Source organism: Spirosoma jeollabukense (assembly GCF_054777855.1).
The window spans coordinates 53569-70259 of the sequence record NZ_BAAHAD010000010.1; the positions used below are offsets into that span (position 1 = coordinate 53569).

The 16691-nt window shown below is 47.3% G+C and carries 16 protein-coding genes; 7 read left to right on the forward strand and 9 right to left on the reverse strand.

The annotated features are described in order from the left end of the window. Positions 1-97 precede the first annotated feature (97 nt). The 4 genes from ACYVEA_RS26780 to ACYVEA_RS26795 form a co-directional block, all read right to left on the reverse strand. The gene (locus ACYVEA_RS26780) at positions 98-568 is read right to left on the reverse strand and encodes a hypothetical protein (protein WP_461116499.1); all 471 of its coding nucleotides are present in this window, start codon (positions 566-568) and stop codon (positions 98-100) included. A 74-nt stretch (positions 569-642) separates the two neighbouring features. Continuing rightward, on the reverse strand, positions 643-1173 hold the full coding sequence (locus tag ACYVEA_RS26785; RefSeq protein WP_461116500.1) for an RNA methyltransferase: 531 nt from the start codon (positions 1171-1173) through the stop codon (positions 643-645). A 54-nt stretch (positions 1174-1227) separates the two neighbouring features. Further along, positions 1228-2808: a T9SS type A sorting domain-containing protein gene (locus ACYVEA_RS26790; RefSeq protein ID WP_461116501.1), complete on the reverse strand. Its 1581-nt coding sequence runs from the start codon at positions 2806-2808 to the stop codon at positions 1228-1230. A gap of 165 nt (positions 2809-2973) precedes the next feature. Continuing rightward, the gene (locus ACYVEA_RS26795) at positions 2974-3513 is read right to left on the reverse strand and encodes a PH domain-containing protein (protein WP_461116502.1); all 540 of its coding nucleotides are present in this window, start codon (positions 3511-3513) and stop codon (positions 2974-2976) included. 111 nt (positions 3514-3624) lie between these two features. Here ACYVEA_RS26795 and mutS point away from each other — a divergent pair, with 111 nt between their 5' ends. Genes mutS through ACYVEA_RS26815 form a run of 4 tightly spaced genes read left to right on the forward strand, consistent with a single transcriptional unit; the run spans position 3625 to position 7476 of the window. Continuing rightward, a complete protein-coding gene (mutS, locus tag ACYVEA_RS26800; protein ID WP_461116503.1) occupies positions 3625-6270 on the forward strand; it encodes a DNA mismatch repair protein MutS in 2646 nt (881 codons plus the stop codon). Beyond that, positions 6270-6740: a DUF6932 family protein gene (locus tag ACYVEA_RS26805; protein WP_461116504.1), complete on the forward strand. Its 471-nt coding sequence runs from the start codon at positions 6270-6272 to the stop codon at positions 6738-6740. The genes mutS and ACYVEA_RS26805 overlap by 1 nt, the downstream gene beginning before the upstream one ends. After that, positions 6727-6936, forward strand: a complete 210-nt coding sequence (locus tag ACYVEA_RS26810) for a hypothetical protein (protein ID WP_461116505.1) — start codon at positions 6727-6729, stop codon at positions 6934-6936. Before ACYVEA_RS26805 ends, ACYVEA_RS26810 begins: the two co-directional genes overlap by 14 nt. Positions 6937-6975: 39 nt before the next feature. Beyond that, positions 6976-7476 carry a Rad52/Rad22 family DNA repair protein gene (locus tag ACYVEA_RS26815; RefSeq protein WP_461116506.1) on the forward strand — a complete coding sequence of 167 codons (501 nt, stop codon included), beginning with the start codon at positions 6976-6978 and terminating at the stop codon, positions 7474-7476. 118 nt (positions 7477-7594) lie between these two features. Here the strand turns inward: ACYVEA_RS26815 and ACYVEA_RS26820 are convergent, their stop codons facing one another. After that, positions 7595-8377, reverse strand: coding sequence for an NIPSNAP family protein (locus ACYVEA_RS26820; RefSeq protein WP_461116507.1), 783 nt, complete (start codon positions 8375-8377; stop codon positions 7595-7597). 147 nt (positions 8378-8524) lie between these two features. Between ACYVEA_RS26820 and ACYVEA_RS26825 the strand changes: the two genes are divergently transcribed. Continuing rightward, positions 8525-9487 (forward strand): alpha-E domain-containing protein, encoded by a 963-nt coding sequence (locus ACYVEA_RS26825; RefSeq protein WP_461116508.1) that lies wholly within the window; start codon positions 8525-8527, stop codon positions 9485-9487. Positions 9488-9599: 112 nt separating this feature from the next. Here ACYVEA_RS26825 and ACYVEA_RS26830 read toward each other — a convergent pair whose 3' ends face one another. The 4 genes from ACYVEA_RS26830 to ACYVEA_RS26845 all read right to left on the reverse strand — a co-directional run bounded on the left by ACYVEA_RS26830 (position 9600) and on the right by ACYVEA_RS26845 (position 15321). Next, positions 9600-10358: a hypothetical protein gene (locus tag ACYVEA_RS26830; protein ID WP_461116509.1), complete on the reverse strand. Its 759-nt coding sequence runs from the start codon at positions 10356-10358 to the stop codon at positions 9600-9602. 140 nt (positions 10359-10498) lie between these two features. Further along, positions 10499-12514, reverse strand: a complete 2016-nt coding sequence (gene glgB, locus ACYVEA_RS26835; RefSeq protein ID WP_461116510.1) for a 1,4-alpha-glucan branching protein GlgB — start codon at positions 12512-12514, stop codon at positions 10499-10501. Between the two features lie 209 nt (positions 12515-12723). Further along, positions 12724-14373 (reverse strand): putative maltokinase, encoded by a 1650-nt coding sequence (locus tag ACYVEA_RS26840; RefSeq protein WP_461116511.1) that lies wholly within the window; start codon positions 14371-14373, stop codon positions 12724-12726. Positions 14374-14922: 549 nt separating this feature from the next. After that, a complete protein-coding gene (locus tag ACYVEA_RS26845) occupies positions 14923-15321 on the reverse strand; it encodes a hypothetical protein (protein ID WP_461116512.1) in 399 nt (132 codons plus the stop codon). 213 nt (positions 15322-15534) lie between these two features. Between ACYVEA_RS26845 and pgeF the strand changes: the two genes are divergently transcribed. Then, the gene (gene pgeF, locus ACYVEA_RS26850; RefSeq protein ID WP_461116513.1) at positions 15535-16308 is read left to right on the forward strand and encodes a peptidoglycan editing factor PgeF; all 774 of its coding nucleotides are present in this window, start codon (positions 15535-15537) and stop codon (positions 16306-16308) included. Between the two features lie 69 nt (positions 16309-16377). Then, positions 16378-16620, forward strand: coding sequence for a GlsB/YeaQ/YmgE family stress response membrane protein (locus tag ACYVEA_RS26855; protein ID WP_093829530.1), 243 nt, complete (start codon positions 16378-16380; stop codon positions 16618-16620). Positions 16621-16691: the final 71 nt, after the last annotated feature.

Sequence of the window (16691 nt, forward strand, 5' to 3'; positions counted from 1 at the left end):
CAGACAGGTCAGGTGATTCACCTGACCTGTCTGCTTTTGAAGCCAAAAAAGCCCGCTTGAGACGGGCAACTAAAGAACGTATCAGGCGTTCACCTGACTATGAATTGTCCGATGTCATCTCGGCTGGAGCAGGCGTGGCCGCTTCGGTTTTTGCGCGTGTTGTACGCGTTTTAGCTGTGGTTGCCGCGGGCTTGGGAGCCGGTGTCTGCTTACGGGAAGGACGGCTGGGTTTAGTTATTTCGATGGCTGATTCAGCAGCGGCAACGATGGCTCTAGAGGCTTTGTTGGCCGTACGTTTAGCGTTTTTCTCGGCTTTCGCTGCGTTCTTTTTTGCTTTCTCTAATTCTTTCTTCGCCTTTTTCTTCGACGCATCAACAGGTTTCGCGGCTTTTTTCTCCGCCTTATCCATCAATTTTGCGAGCTTCTTGGCTAATCTCTCCGCCGATTTCTCGATGGATTTCTTCATCTTTTTTGTAGCCGCACCTGCTTCACTAAGTTTGGTTTCAATGGAACTGACGATCTCGGATGCCAGCGATTTTTGCTTTGTTTTTACAGCTTTGTTTGCCATTTGAGTCAATAGAAAAAATTTACAAATAAATACGAAATTTATGGGATAACCGCAAGGCCAATGTTAAGCTTTTGTTACATTTTTTGCAGAAAATCCCAGCAAACAATACCTGCCGTTACAGCAATATTAAGCGAATGCTTGGTGCCAAATTGGGGGATTTCCAGCACTATATCAGCTACTTGCACAACGTCGTCTCGAACACCCGTTACTTCGTTACCCAACACAAATGCGTACGGTTTGTTTGGTTCTGGTCTAAAATCACTCAGTGACGTGCTTCCTTCTGCCTGCTCTACGGCCGCAATAATCCAGCCGTCCGTTTTCAACTGATTCACCAGGTTCACTACGTCCGGAGCATGTTCCCACACAACGGATTCTGTGGCACCCAGTGCGGTTTTCGTGATGTCGCGGTGGGGTGGCTGCCCCGTGATGCCACACAGATACAGTTTTTGCGCTCGGAATGCATCGGCCGTACGAAACACTGAACCCACATTGTTAAGACTGCGAATGTCGTCCAGAATCAGGCAATAGGGAAATTTATCGGTGTCTTTAAACTCATCAACCGACAGGCGATTGAGTTCGGTAAGGGAAAGTTTGCGGGGTGGCATGAATAAGACCTGCTATGAAAATACGTAGCAAAGCTACGAATCAGGAGGCTCTTACTACTGTTTAAGAAAGTGTTTGTGCAGGTGCTGACCATCCAAGGTAAGTACATCTAGTAGGTAGACACCGGCTGGCAGACCTGATACATCGGCTGTAGACTGGTTCTCCATCTGGGTGGATAATCGTTGACGACCTTGCAGATCATAAACCGTTACCTGACTTATTTTACTAGTTGAGAGTTGAAAATTTAGACTACCTGTTGCAGGCATGGGCCAGATTGATAGAGTGGCTGCTTGTGGATTGCTTTCCCGACGATTCACCGAAATAATATCGGAGAAATGCGTACTACCATCGAAGTCGACTTGCTTGAGCCGGTAATAGCCAATCTGGCCGGGCATGTCAGCATCAGTAAAGGTATAATCCGTGTGAGCCTGAATAGTGCCCTTTCCCTGCATTCGGCCTATGGTTTCAAAGCTTTTGGCATTGGCGCTCCGCTGAATCTCGAAATGGTCGTTGTTGGTTTCCAGCGAGGTTTGCCAACTGAGTTGAGCGCCAATGTTTTCCTTCCACGCTCCCGAGAAGGAGATTAGGTTAACGGGTAGAGCAGCCTCAACCGTATAAATATCTACTTTGTTCGTGCCATTTCCTGCAAAAAAGACCTTATTCCCGACCTTAGTTGAGGACACAATGCCTGAAAGCTGGGGAAGTTGAGTAGCTGTCCATTGATTCGTAACAGCATCATAAATGTCCAATACGTTAGAGTTGAGAAAAGAGGGACTGCTCACTCCTCCAGCGAAGAAGACTTTGCTCCCCAGACTGGTCGTTGATATACCCCCTCTCACCTGCGATAACGCACCCGTAGTCCATTGGTCTGTAGCTGTATCGTAAATATATACTTGGCTGGCAAAAAAACTACCTACGGCAAAAAGGACTTTATTTCCAACACCTACCGCAGTTAAGGCAACCTGTGATTGAGGAATTGTAGCTGCCGTCCATTGACCAGTCGTCACATCATAAATATCGATCAACCCATTTCCTGTAAATAACACTTTATTCCCTACGGCTGTAGCCAATACATTACCACTAAGTCGCGGCAGTTGAGTTGTTGACCACTGATTTGTGGTGACATTATATATATCTACCACATTGAAATTGGTAAAACAATTACATCCATTTTCATACGTATATCCTCCCGCAAATAAAACCTTGTTACCAGCACCAGCAGCGCCTATGGCTATTCTTGCCGCTGAGAGCTGGGCCGTAGTCCACTGATTAGTTGCTGAATTGTAAATATCTACTGTATTGTAATACCTGATTGTCAAGAAGGAGCCTCCAGCAAAAAAAGCCAGGTCACCCAAACTGGTAGCCGACATGTTTGCTTTTTCTAAAGAGAGTCGATAAGTAGAAGTCCACTGATCAGTTGTTACATCATAGATGTCTACATCCCCTACATCAATGGCGCTACCAAGGGGGGAAAAAGCCCCTCCTGCCGCAAACACGGCTTTATTGCCTGCCGTAACAGCTTTAATATTTGACCGGGCTCGTGATAGTGTAGCCGTGGACCACTGGCTTAGAACTGGAAGGCTATAGAAGGAAAGTATACTAAAAAGTAACAGCGAGATGTAGAAACGCTTTTTCATAAGTAAATCCTTTGATAGTGAAAATAGTGTGGAAATCAAATTATACTGGTATTCAGGCTAAAGTACTCATATATCAAAATTTTATAAGCACCGAATAGTAGACAAATACACCATTCAAAAGTATCAAAATAAAGTAAAATTGACGGCGAACGTTTGCGCATGTACTTAGTTACGATTTTCCTGTAATAACTGCCGAATGTCGCGCAACGTATCACGGATTTCGGTGAGGAGATTTTGGTCGGTTGGAACCGATGGCTGATGCGTTCGGGTAGCCATCAATTTTTGCCGCTGATCCAGAATCTGGGTGCGAAAGGTTTGTGCATCCACAATGCCGATCAACTCCATGTCGTTGGCCTGCTTTGAATTCTGACCGGCCGTTTCAAATTTCAGAATGCAAAGATCAAAATAACGTAGCACCGGACCGGCGACAAAGGTAACGTCCTGAATATTCTCGAGCGGAATCGTCTTCTCGACTTCGACCAAAATGCCTTTCCTGAAGTGCAGAGAGCGATCTGTCAGCTCACACTCCAGTTTCTTGAAGTAATGGCCACTCCACCATTGCCCGACACCCAGCAGCCAGATCGGGATGAAGATGATGCCAATGATGGAGATAAATAGAAAAAACGTTACGTATAACAGTAAATAGGTTCGAATTACCGGGTTAAATGCAACGCGTACTGGAAATGTATTGGTAGCTGGGTTCATGGTAAAAATGGTAGTTTAGTTTGAATCAGGCATGCCTTTAATTACGGCTGTAAATAGCCTATTTTTCGCCAAAAATCACTATTTTTGTTTACGACAATCCAACAAAAATCAGTGAAATCAGCTACCGCAGCAAAGCCGCCCGTCAAGAAAACCGAAACCCCTCTCAACCGCCAATACAACCAGATTAAGGCCAAATATCCCGGTGCGTTGCTGCTTTTTCGCGTCGGTGATTTTTACGAAACTTTCGGCGAAGATGCCGTGCGAGCCAGCAAAATTCTGGGCATTACCCTCACCAAACGGAACAACGGCGGATCGAATGAAGAGCTGGCCGGTTTTCCCCATCACTCCCTTGATACACACTTGCCTAAGCTTGTCCGGGCGGGTGAACGCGTGGCCATCTGCGATCAGCTCGAAGACCCCGCGCTGGCCAAAGGTATTGTGCGAAGGGGCGTTACGGAACTGGTGACACCCGGCGTTTCGTTTAACGACAACGTGCTCGATACGCGTCGGAATAACTACCTGGCGGCTGTGCATTTCGGGAAAGCTGATGATACGTTCGGGATATCATTTCTGGATATTTCGACGGGCGAGTTTCTGGCCTCGCAGGGTAATTCGGCTTATGTCGATAAGCTTTTGCAAAGCTTCAATCCGTCGGAAGTACTGTACTGCAAGCGCAATCGGCAGGAGTTCGGGACGCTGTTCGGTGATAAATTTCATACCTATACCCTCGAAGACTGGGCATTCACCTACGACTTTGGCTACAACTTTTTAAAGCAGCATTTCCAGACTACCTCGCTGAAAGGATTTGGTATCGAGGGCTTACCCGATGGTATCATCGCGGCCGGGGTAATCCTGCATTACCTGAATGAGACAGAGCATAAAGACCTTCAGCATATTACCCGCGTTACAAGGCTTGAAGAAGATCGCTACGTCTGGCTGGACCGCTTCACGATACGTAACCTCGAACTGACTGCCGCGCAACAGGAGGGGGGCGTTCCCCTGATTCAGATTCTCGACCAGACGGTTACGCCAATGGGCGCTCGGCTGCTCCGTAAATGGCTCAGCCTCCCGCTGAAAGAAAAAGCCCTGATTGACGAGCGGCTCAACATGGTTGACTTGCTGGTCAATGACCTCGATCTGGCCGATACGCTGGTCAATCACCTGAAGCAAATTGGCGATCTTGAACGACTGGTCTCCAAGGTGGCAGTCCGGCGGATTAGCCCCCGTGAATTGTTGCAATTGAAACGGTCATTGCAACACGTATTGCCGATCAAAGAAGTGCTGATTACGGCGCTGAGTCAAAGTGAGTCGCCATCATTGAAAAAATATGCGGATCAACTTAATGCCGTTTCGTTTTTACTCGACCGCATTGAGGCCGAACTGCGTGAAGATGCACCAGCCCTCTCAAATCAGGGCGGGATCATTAAGCCGGGTATCAACGCTGAACTGGACGAGCTGACGTCTATTGCTTATTCGGGCAAAGATTACCTGATACAATTACAGGAACGCGAAGTAGAAAAAACGGGTATCAGTTCGCTCAAAGTAGCGTACAATAAAGTGTTTGGCTATTATCTGGAAGTCACGCATGCGCATAAAAATCGCGTCCCTGAAGACTGGATTCGGAAACAGACATTAGTAAACGCTGAACGCTACATAACGCCCGAACTCAAGGTATACGAAGAGAAAATTCTGAATGCCGAGGAGCAGATTTTTCAGATCGAATCCCGGATGTTCAACGAGATGGTTATGGCGGCCGGGGAGTATGTTGGGGCTATTCAGCAAAATGCCCGCGTACTATCGGTGCTGGACGTACTGTCGTCGTTTGCGCGGGTGGCGGTGAAGAATAAATACGTCCGCCCGCAGATCAACGAGGGTAAAGTGCTGAACATTAAAGACGGTCGACATGCGGTAATTGAACAGCAATTGCCACCCGGCGAGCATTATATTCCAAATGACATTTTTCTGGACGACGAAACCCAGCAGATCATCATCATCACCGGACCAAACATGGCAGGTAAATCCGCTTTGTTACGTCAAACGGCTTTGATTGTGTTGATGGCCCAATCGGGAAGTTTTGTACCGGCATCGTCGGCGGAGATTGGTATTGTCGATAAGATTTTTACGCGTGTTGGTGCCAGCGACAACCTCTCACGGGGAGAAAGTACGTTCATGGTCGAAATGACTGAAACGGCCAGTATTCTGAACAACCTCAGCGAACGAAGTCTGATTTTGATGGACGAAATCGGCCGGGGGACCAGTACGTACGACGGAGTTTCAATTGCCTGGTCGATTGCCGAATACCTGCACACTAAAACTGACTGCCGTCCCAAAACGCTTTTTGCGACCCATTACCACGAGCTAAATGATCTGGCTAACGACAACGTTCGGATTAAAAACTACAACGTAGCGGTTAAGGAAATGGGCAATAAGGTGATTTTTCTGCGCAAGCTGAAAGAAGGTGGCTCGGAACATAGTTTCGGGATTCACGTAGCACAGATGGCTGGGATGCCCGCCCAGATTGTGACGCGTGCCAGCCAGATCCTGAAACAGCTGGAGTCATCGCACGGGCGGGAGAACAACAAGGAGCGGATTCGGGAAGCGGTGCCGCAGGAGCGGGAATTAGCCCTACGTATCATCGAATCCGGCGATCCAAAATCGGAAGCGATTAAGGAAAAACTACGCACCATCGATGTAAACCGACTGACACCCATCGAAGCATTGCTGAAGTTGAATGAGTTGCTGAAGATGATGGAGTAATGGGAAACGTACAACTAACGTTTGACCGGAATGGCTATTTGTCACCTTATGATATTGTCTCAATAGAATGGGAAGTTTTTGTAAGTTATTTTGGCAACAATCCTTATCGAAAACATATCCTTACTGCGTATGAAAGCTTTTTGGCTATCTTGGGTGAACTATTGCCAGTAAATCATCGACAATGGGTTGATGGAAGCTTCATTAGTCAAAATCAAGAACCGGGCGATATTGATGTAATAGTATTTGTTCCACACACGCATTTTTCTTCTATTGCAGGTGAACTAAGACAGCTCAAAAATAATGTTGCAGGTTTAGTTGATTGCTACTTTGTGGAGACATTTCCTCCTGACCATCCTAAGCATGAAATTGGAAGGGCAGATGAACTTGACTGGTATCATTTCCTACGTACTGACCGCCGAAAACGATCTAAAGGCAGTCTTGAACTTTGGTTTGATTATGGAAATAAATGATGAATTGGAAATTCAGATTTTCCACACACTCGAACAGGTAAAGCGAATGAATGAGGCTATTCGTAGGCACCAGCGGACTGATGACCCGAATACTTTCATGATTGAGCAGTTTCAGGAAGTGAAAAATCGGTTAACGAATGAATTGCAAGTTTTACTTTCACAAGCTACAGAAACTCGGTGGCAGGTAGCTGCTTAAAAGAATACCAGAATAATAAACAACAAATAAAAACGACTAATGAACCTAAACGTATTAACCGCTCCCCTTACGGCGCAGGAAGTTGAATGGCGCGTACAGAGCCAGACCAAAGACGGTCAGAAAATCGTTGTAGTGCCCTACATCACCAACCGGTGTGTGATGCAGCGCTTCGACGACCAGTTTGGCTGGGCAGGCTGGCAGAATGAAATCAAGGAAATTGAAGGCGGTTTTCTGTGTACGATCACGGCGGTTTTGCCCGGTGGCGAAATCGTAAAAAAAACCGATGGAGCCAGCCGCACAAGCGTTGAGCCGGTGAAGGGCGGCATTAGCGATGCCATGAAACGGTGCGCCGTGCAGTTTGGGCTGGGTCGTGCGTTGTACGATTTCCCGAAGGTGCTGATCCAGACCACTGACAAATACATTCCCGATTGGGCATCACCCTTATTAGATAAAATGGTAGACAAACTCAATGCAGGTGGTATCGTCCGTGATGTGGTCGTTTTAAAGCCCGAACACGCCAAGCCAGCAATGAAAGCCTAACTCAAACCCATACGGTCTTTGAGAGTTAGTAGGCTTATAAAGGTAAAACGCATCCCCAATTCAATTAGGGATGCGTTTTGCGTTTGTACCAAGGACAGTGTTTTTACCGGTACGTCGTTTATTTAATCGGCGAATAGTCGGTTGGCTTCATATAAATAGACTCCACCTTTGTCGTCAGCGAGCCATCTTTCTCGGAATCAGCTTTGACCTTAACCCAGGTAGGGTCTTTGCGGAACTCATCAAAATGCGCTTTGCCTTCTGCTTCGCTGGGATGCGCCAGAATATAGACGAGCTTAGGCTGAGTGGCGGGGTCCTTTTCTTCCGTAACCCAGTACGCCACATTGGTCATCCCATGTTTACTGAATAACTTCATCGTATGATCGCGGAAGCGCGTCAGCAGGTTAGGAAGTTTTCCCGGCGCTGGCGTGTATGTACGCAACTCAAAGGTGCGCTCCGGCGATTCCTTCTTCAATTTGAGTTTAGGCGAGAAATCGGCATCGGTCATAAAGATCTGATCGACATGATCAACCAATTTGCCATTGGCTTCAGTTTTGGCAACCACTGCCTTCCATTCCGGATCACTACCAAAGGCTTTCCAAGAGGCATCCCGAGCCTCGCGGTTGGGATAAGCCAGTATATAGATCAACTCCTTCATGGTTGTGTCGGTCGGTGTCCAGTAGCCAATATTTTCCATCCCATGCTTCTCGAAAATTTTTGTCGTGTACTGCCGGAACCGATCAACGATCTCTGCGTATTTGCCCGGCGTTGGATGGTAAATACGCACTTCATAAAATCGGGATGCGGCTGGCCGGGCACTGGGTTTGGCTGGTTCAGGCTTGGCGACAAGTGCCGTACTGAACAACAGGCTTACTGTAAGCAAGGAATAAAATGTATGCATCATAAACAGTGAAAAAATAGAGCGTTGTAAAATAATCCCTTTTTAGACGATTCTATTCAGAAAAGTCATAATTGATTTCTTATACTTGTAAAACAGGCATAATCCTCTATTTTTGTCCGTACCCCACCGCTTTACCCAAGTCCATACGTTATGCTAAGTCGTGTTGCCAACTCTGTTTACTGGATGCATCGTTACATCGAGCGGGCTGAAAATTATGCTCGTTTTATGAGCGTTAATTTTAATCTGGCCCTCGATTTACCCCCAAATGTGGATCAGCAGTGGGAGCCGCTGCTCATTGCTACTGCCGATAATAACCTGTTTGCCAAACACTACGACCAGCCGACGAGCGAGAATGTCATTCATTTTATGACCTTCGACAAGCGGAATCCAAACTCCATAGTATCTTGTCTGAGTGATGCTCGTGAGAACGCCCGCACCATTCGTGAGGTTATCTCGAAGGAGATGTGGGAGCACCTGAATCAATTTTACCTGATGGTACGTGATACCGCTCCCAAACAGCAGTGGAGCCAGTCGCAAACCCAGGATTTCTTTACCGAAATACGCAACAGCACCCAACTTTTTTACGGGATCATCGATGCAACCATCACCCGAAGTGAGGCCTGGCATTTTGGGCGTCTGGGCCGGTTCCTGGAACGCGCTGATAAGACGTCGAGATTTCTGGATGTGAAATATTTTACACTGCTACCCGAGATTGATGCCGTTGGGTCTACCATTGATCTGATGATTTGGTCGGCCGTATTAAAGTCGGTTAGCGCCTACAACATGCATCGTCAGCAGTACCGGTCGCTCACACCGGCGAGCATAATAGAATTCCTGATCTTAGATAAAATGTTCCCCCGGTCGATGGCTCACTGCATTCGACAGGCTGAATTGTCACTTTACGAAATATCGGGTAATAATATTACGAATGGTTTCGGCAATCCGGCAGAGCGGGCAATGTCAAAATTACGTACCGAAATTGAGTTTACTGAAACCGCTGATATTTTCAAAACAGGCTTACATCAATATCTCGATAATTTCCAGACGCGGACAAATGAAATCGGGGAAACAATTTTTAAAACCTACTTCGATCTGAAGCCAATAGAGGTGTAAGTCGAAGTTGTAAAGTCACAGATTTGAAGCTGTTTACAATTTCAAATTTTGTCAATACGTCTAAACAGGTTCGTTATAAAGTATAACGTGGACGTATATCAACCTCTATAACTCATTGAAAGACAGGAAACGTCAGAGCCAGATAGGCCATGCCCGCGCGGTTCCTGAATCGGTTATTGTTGGAAACAATGTCACGATTGGTCACGACAGTTTCGGTCGTAAGCCACTGATAACCAAATTTTACGCCTACCTGCCTGGTGATGTAGATACGGGCGTATACTTCCGTAGAAAGCGTTCCTCGATCGTTATCGCCAAGTAAGCGCACATTTACAGTACCTGGCTTCGAGGACTGATACGTATTAACTCCCTGAAAATAAGCGTTGGTTGTATCTGTGTCTGCGAATTGACCGGTTGAGGAGATATAGCGGCCAATGCGTCTTTTCCCAATCGTAAGACCCAGTAAATCAGCACTTGCGCCCAGTTCAACTCGACCCAGATTAATCTGCGCCCGAACACCAACGTTGAGCGACGTTATCGTTACATAATCATACCGGACGGTATCAATGTTCTGGACGATAAGTGGCTCCGATAGCGCACCAAAGCCAGTTTTACCGCGTGTCAGCCGGGCGGGGGCCGTGTAATAATTTAGATTATCGCCGTAGAAAGCACCGAATCGGGCCGTCCAGCCAAGCTGTAGCAGTTTACGCTCTCCAACATTAATAAGCTGGTAGTAAGCAATAGATGGGTTGTAGGTATTTGTTGAATAAGCCATGCCCAAATCGACTCCACTGCTAAGACGAGCTGCTACACGCGACTGGGAAAAACTATGAACAGAAAGTAAACTCAATAAGGCAACAAGGATTTTCTTCATGCAGACAAATCGGGCAGTTCTGGTGACAAAGATATAGGCTTTACGGAATTTTATGGATTCACCGGGTTGATTCCCATGACCGGTATCAACGCTTGTAAATCTGCATAATCCCGTAAAGCCTATCGAACCGACGTAGTAGGTTAAGATACTTTCAGCACAACAGCCCCCAAGGGTGGCACGTTTAGCTGGAGCGATTGAGGCCGACCATGCCAGGGCTCCTCTTCACTACCGATTGGCGCCGAATTTATTATACCGCTGCCATAAAAATCGGACGAGTCGCTATTGAACACTTCCCGATATAAACCTGCCGACGGTACGCCAATACGATAATTGGTGCGTGGAATGGGCGTCATGTTCAGTATGATCAATAACGTATCTTCTGGACGCGTCCCTTTCCGGCTATACGTAATGACCGTGTTTTCCCGGTCTGTCGTGTCGATCCACTCGAATCCATCGGCCGAAAAATTAAGCTCATATAGAGCAGGTTCGGCTTTGTATAATGCATTCAGCGCTTTCACGCAGTTCGCCATGCCTTTGTGTGGGGCAAATTCCAGCAGGTGCCAATCCAGGCTATCATCAAATTTCCACTCCGATGTCTGTCCGAATTCACTTCCCATAAAGAGGAGCTTGGTGCCAGAGTGGGTGAACATATAAGATAGCAGCAACCGAAGATTAGCAAATCGTTGCCATTCATCGCCGGGCATTTTTCCAACTAATGAGCGCTTTCCATAAACAACTTCATCGTGCGAAAGTGGCAGCATGAAGTTTTCTGTGAACGCATAAACCGTACTGAATGTAATCTCGTCCTGGTGAAACTTTCGGAAAGCCGGATCACGCTGAAAATAACGTAGCGTGTCGTTCATCCAGCCCATCATCCATTTCATGCCGAAACCTAAGCCACCCGTATAAACAGGTCGCGATACGCCCGGAAATGCCGTCGATTCTTCTGCAATGGTCTGTGTATCCGGAAATTCTTTGTAAATGGCTTCATTGATTTCCTTGAACAGTGAAATCACTTCCAGATTCTCCCGCCCGCCATAAATGTTTGGCTCCCATTCACCAGAATTGCGCGAATAATCCAGGTAAAGCATTGACGCTACGGCATCTACGCGCAGCCCGTCGGCATGGCAGCGGTCGAGCCAGAACAGCGCATTGCTCATCAGAAACGAGCGCACTTCAGGCCGGGTATAGTTGAAAATATAGCTTTTCCAGTCGGGGTGATAGCCTTTGCGCATATCAGGATGCTCATACAGGTGCGAGCCATCGAATTCATAAAGGCCCGCTGCATCGCCGGGGAAGTGGGAGGGAACCCAGTCCAGCAATACGCCAATATTAGCCTGGTGCAATCGTTCAATGAGTTGCATAAACTCCTGTGGCGTACCGAAGCGACTACTGGGTGCATAATATCCGGTAATCTGGTAACCCCACGAAGGCGCATAAGGATATTGCATGACGGGCATAAACTCCACGTGCGTGAAACCCATATCCTGAAGATAAGGAACGAGCGCATCCGCAATTTCACCATAGGTCAATTCGCGGGTGGGATTGCCAGGATCACGTCGCCAGGACGACATGTGCATTTCATAGACGGAAATGGGGGCGTTAAGCGCATTTTTGTCCTTGCGGGTAGCCATCCATTCCTGATCCTGCCATTCATGATACGTATCCCAGACAACCGAAGCGGTTTGGGGAGGAACTTCCCACCAGTGAGCATACGGATCACCTTTTTCCAGCTCGCGACCACTTTCGTGGACGATAAAATATTTATAAGGTTCACCCCGGCCGATATTCGGGACGAACAGTTCCCAAATACCCGATGAATCCCAGCGAACTTTCATAGCGTGGCTACCTTTGTTCCAACCGTTAAAATTACCAATCACGGCAATATACTTGGCTGAAGGAGCCCAGACGGCGAAATAGGTACCAACAACACCATTGTGCTCAACGACATGTGAGCCGAATTTTTCATATAGTTTCTGATGTTTTCCTGCTCGAAACAAAAAAACGTCGAAATCGGAGAAGCGGGAATAGACCGACTCGTCATTGCTGAGTGAATCACTCGGAAAGCTCGGTTCGGTTGCAGGTTGTTGGGGTAGATTAGGCTGTACCGACTGGTCAGATTCAGCCGGGGGCACAGTGGTTTTGCGTTTTGCCATTGGTTGGAACTTATAGAACTACGTTATTGAACGTGATCAGAGCCGGAAAGTTAGAAAAAAACTTAGCCTTCCCTAGGAAACGCTCGGTCAATTTGCGGGCTGCTTAGATACACACTACTCCAGAATGGCACCAAAAGTCTTTCATTTAATTTTCCGGGTTTGTCTACGTTAGAAACGTTTCTGTCCCGGATGGGCTTAGGCCCACTTCCCTATCTAAGCAGGCCAGTTTGCAGCATGGGTATGCCCGGTGCCGTAGTGCCGTCACTGAGTCGTATCTTTTCGATTTCACGCACTACGTCGATAATACCTTTGAGGGGGATTTTCACCCAGGAAGGCCGGTAGCTAATTTCGTACCCCAGTTCATACACCGCCTTTTCGAGCAGATAAATCAACAGTAGGAAATTGATCTCGCTGTTGTCTTTAAATAGCGGATGTGGATTGCCAAACACATCTAAATAGGCATTCATGAACGTATCACGAATGAGGTAAAACCAGCGGTCCGACACGCGCTGCAAATGATCGGGATGGAGGTTGTCCGTTTCAACGGAATTAAAAAGTTTTGCCGAGACAGCGTAGTGATAGGACCGAATCATACCCGCTACGTCTTTCAGGGGCGAATGCTTGATTTTGCGATCGGTAATGCTGCTTTCGGGTTCGCCCTCAAAGTCAATGATCACAAAATCATCTTCCGTTGCCAGTACCTGGCCGAGGTGATAATCGCCGTGAATGCGGATGCGTAGTGAGCCAATGTCCCGGTGGCGGAAGTCGGCAATAAACGTATCGATCATCTCTTTGGCTTCCATAAATACCCAGGCCAGCCGCTGCGCCTGTGGATCGAGTTTCGTGTAATTGTCGATCAAGAGTGAATAGCGCCGTTCGAGCAAATCCTCAAAACGCCTGATCAAAAACTCACGATATTCACTGGTGAACGTTTCCGGGGCAAAGTCAGGGTTTGCCGGTACACCGTCCCGGGCGGGTTTAAAGAGGGCGCAGTGCATCTCACCCGTTCGGCGGCCCAGTAGTTCCACTTTTTCAAATACATCTTCCCGAATGGCAAACATCCGTTGCGGTACGCTGAACAGGAAATCATTGAGGTAATCGCCGGTTTGCATCCAAGAGTCTTTGTCGTTCGGGACCATCCGCTGCATCATTCCCAGTGTTATGTCGGCACTGTTGGGTTGTTGCCAGATAATGCTGCCGCCAAACGCCGGAATATGCGCGAAGTTGCTTTCGTCGGTCAGGAAAGCAATCATGTCTACTTCCGGATTGGTTTCGCGAAAGAGTTTGCGGTAGAGTTTCAGGAAGTATTTATCACCAAATGTCATAGCCGAGTTACTCGAATCGACGGGCAACACCCGCGAGCGAAGCTGTTCATCCCCTTCTTCCAAACCCCGCCCCCGCTTGAAGGTCAACTGCCCGGTGGTTTGTGGCAATACCTGGTTGGTAAACAATCCGTCGAACAAGGCGCGTCGAAAGCGTTCGTCGTAGATGCCATCGATCAGCAGGCCCTTTCGACCATCCAGCGTTAGTTCCCCAATTCGACCTTTCTCGGGTATATCGGCTAATTGGGAACCCCAGCTATCGGTGATGAAGGCCAGGGGTAATAAGTAATTTTCGGGTATACCATCAGCGTAACTAGCTTCCAAAATGACCATGTAGGCTACGTCGCCGTCGGCCAGCGGCAATGTATGCACCGTTCGTACGGAAAAACCAGTTTGTTGCCGGGCTTTTCCCGCAAACCAGCGGCACGAGTTGACGTAGGGAGGAAGTAGCGTTTCCGTCAATAATTTCCAGAAATCGGCGTCTGAAGCAGCCGTAGACCAGGTGCCTGAAGAGATTAATACTTGTGTATTGAGCATAAATGCAAGGGTACTTAGTCGGATGTAGGATAGGCGCTGTAGTGGGAACGCTTATTCGGTCAAAAATTTCTTGAATATACAACAAAAAATGAGGGCCTATGTTGGACAAAATAGTTTGGTCTAAGAGTTAATTACGCCGATGCGGCTGATTTTTTGTAGTTACCTATATAGCTTTTTATTTGCTTTTTTTTGTCGCAGAGGTCAGCACCCCAGCGCCGTAAAAATGATTGTTATTGTATTCGTTTAGTCTGTAAATCAATGCCTTGCCTACTAACCAGACCCATTTACAAACTACAGCAGCCACTCTCATGGATACTGTAGGGCTCAGTACTGATTTTGGCTTATCAACCTCTGTAGAAAAACGAGGGATCAAACGGCTGCTCAGGTTATCTGAAAAGTATGGGAATGGTCCTTCTGAGTTGTGAAAGCGGGATCTATATGATGAATCGACAGAAATCTTCACCTCCAGACAAGCTGATACGTAGTGAACAAACAAAACCGCACCTGATGCCAGGTGCGGTTTTGTTCATCGTGAATGGTGGGGAGTAATTAATTTACCGCAACAATGCGGCTAGGTGTGGTTGGTTGATTAGTAGCAACGGTTACATTCTGGATTGTTGTTTCAACGCCATTCGTGATTTCTAACTGATAGACGCCATCTTCCAGCTCATCAAGACTCAACCGCACGCGGTAAGCTGTTTCGTTTTTACCTAAGTGCTGGCTGTACACTACTTTACCATCAGCTTTCTTCAGGCGGATATCGACCGATCCACCCGTTTCTTTGTTAACGGCAACGTTCAGTTTACCTTCTATCGTGGTGTAGATACCCGTTTTGTAAGACGCCACTGCCGTAGTGCGACCGATTGGGTTGGTTTCGGCAAATGAAGCAGACAACGTAACAAAACTTAATGTGAAGGCAACTAGCAGAGGTTTGATGAGAGTTTTCATGACTTTTATGTTTTTATCTTTTGTTTAGAATCTGGTCGGGTTATTCCCGATTGGTGAAACAAAGATATAGGTCGTAGATGGTACTATGCATAACAAACTACCGGAACGGATCATCGTCAGGATAAGTGGTGGGAAAATAGGGATGATTGAGGGAACGGTATGTAGGAATAATGTGCGAACAGGCGCAAATTTGTAGAGTCAACAACGTATCATATGTCAACCAAGCTAGCTTCCAAGGCCGTTTCGTATCGCATTCCAACTCTCTTTGCCCCGTTTACAAACCTGATTGCTGCCGAAAGCACCCGGCACGGCGGTGTTAGCCCAGCTCCCTTTTCATCGCTCAATCTGGGCATCAATACGTCCGATGATCCCGCTAACGTTGACGAGAACCGCCGTCGGTTTTTTGAGGCCATTGGCGCGGCAGGGACGGCTCCTTTTGCGTCTTCGCATCAGATTCACGGTACCGAAGTTTTGCAGGCAACCGAACCGGGCCGATTTGAAGGGTATGACGCGCTCATTACCAACCAGCCTGGCCTGCTCATTGGCGTAACTGTGGCCGACTGTGTTCCTATCCTACTATACGACCAGGTTCATCAGGCAGTCGCGGCTATTCACGCAGGTTGGAAGGGAACTATTGGGGCCATTGTGGCAAAGACACTGGACGCTATGAAACGGCAATTTGATACGTTGGGAGCCCAGTGCTACGCTTACATTGGTACATGCATTGACGAATGCTCATTTGACGTTGGGCCAGACGTGGCCGAACAGTTTGCGCCAGCGTTTAAACAGGCTATTGCTGATTCTGGCAAGAGCTACGTTGATCTGAAAGCTGCCAACATGAAATACCTGATTGACTTTGGCATTCCACGGGCGCAGATCGATGTGTCACCTTTTTCGACGGTTTTAAATAACGATACGTATTTCTCCCATCGTGCCGAAAAGGGGCAAACGGGACGAATGCTAACGGTTATCGGGATTAAGTCTTAAACAAATTTTAACGGTTGCCAGTTATGTATGTGTTTATTTCGAACACATCTTACTCAACACGTAATAGTCATGGGAATCTTAGTTTCAATTCTGGTAGGTGCGGTGGCCGGTTGGCTAGCCGACTTAGTATTCAAACGGTTTTCGTTTTCATTGTTCGCTGAAATTCTGCTTGGCATTGCCGGTGGATTTGTAGGTGGCTGGATTTTTGGTCGGGATGGTGGTATGATCGACCAAATTCTGACTGCTTTTGTGGGCGCAGTTATCATTCTTGGTATTGCTGCGTTAATCAAAGGACGTAGCAGCACAGTATAAAGAGAAGGAAAAAAGAAAGAAGGGGATACAAGGAGAAAAGGAATTCACACTGTGTTTTCCATTATCCTTGA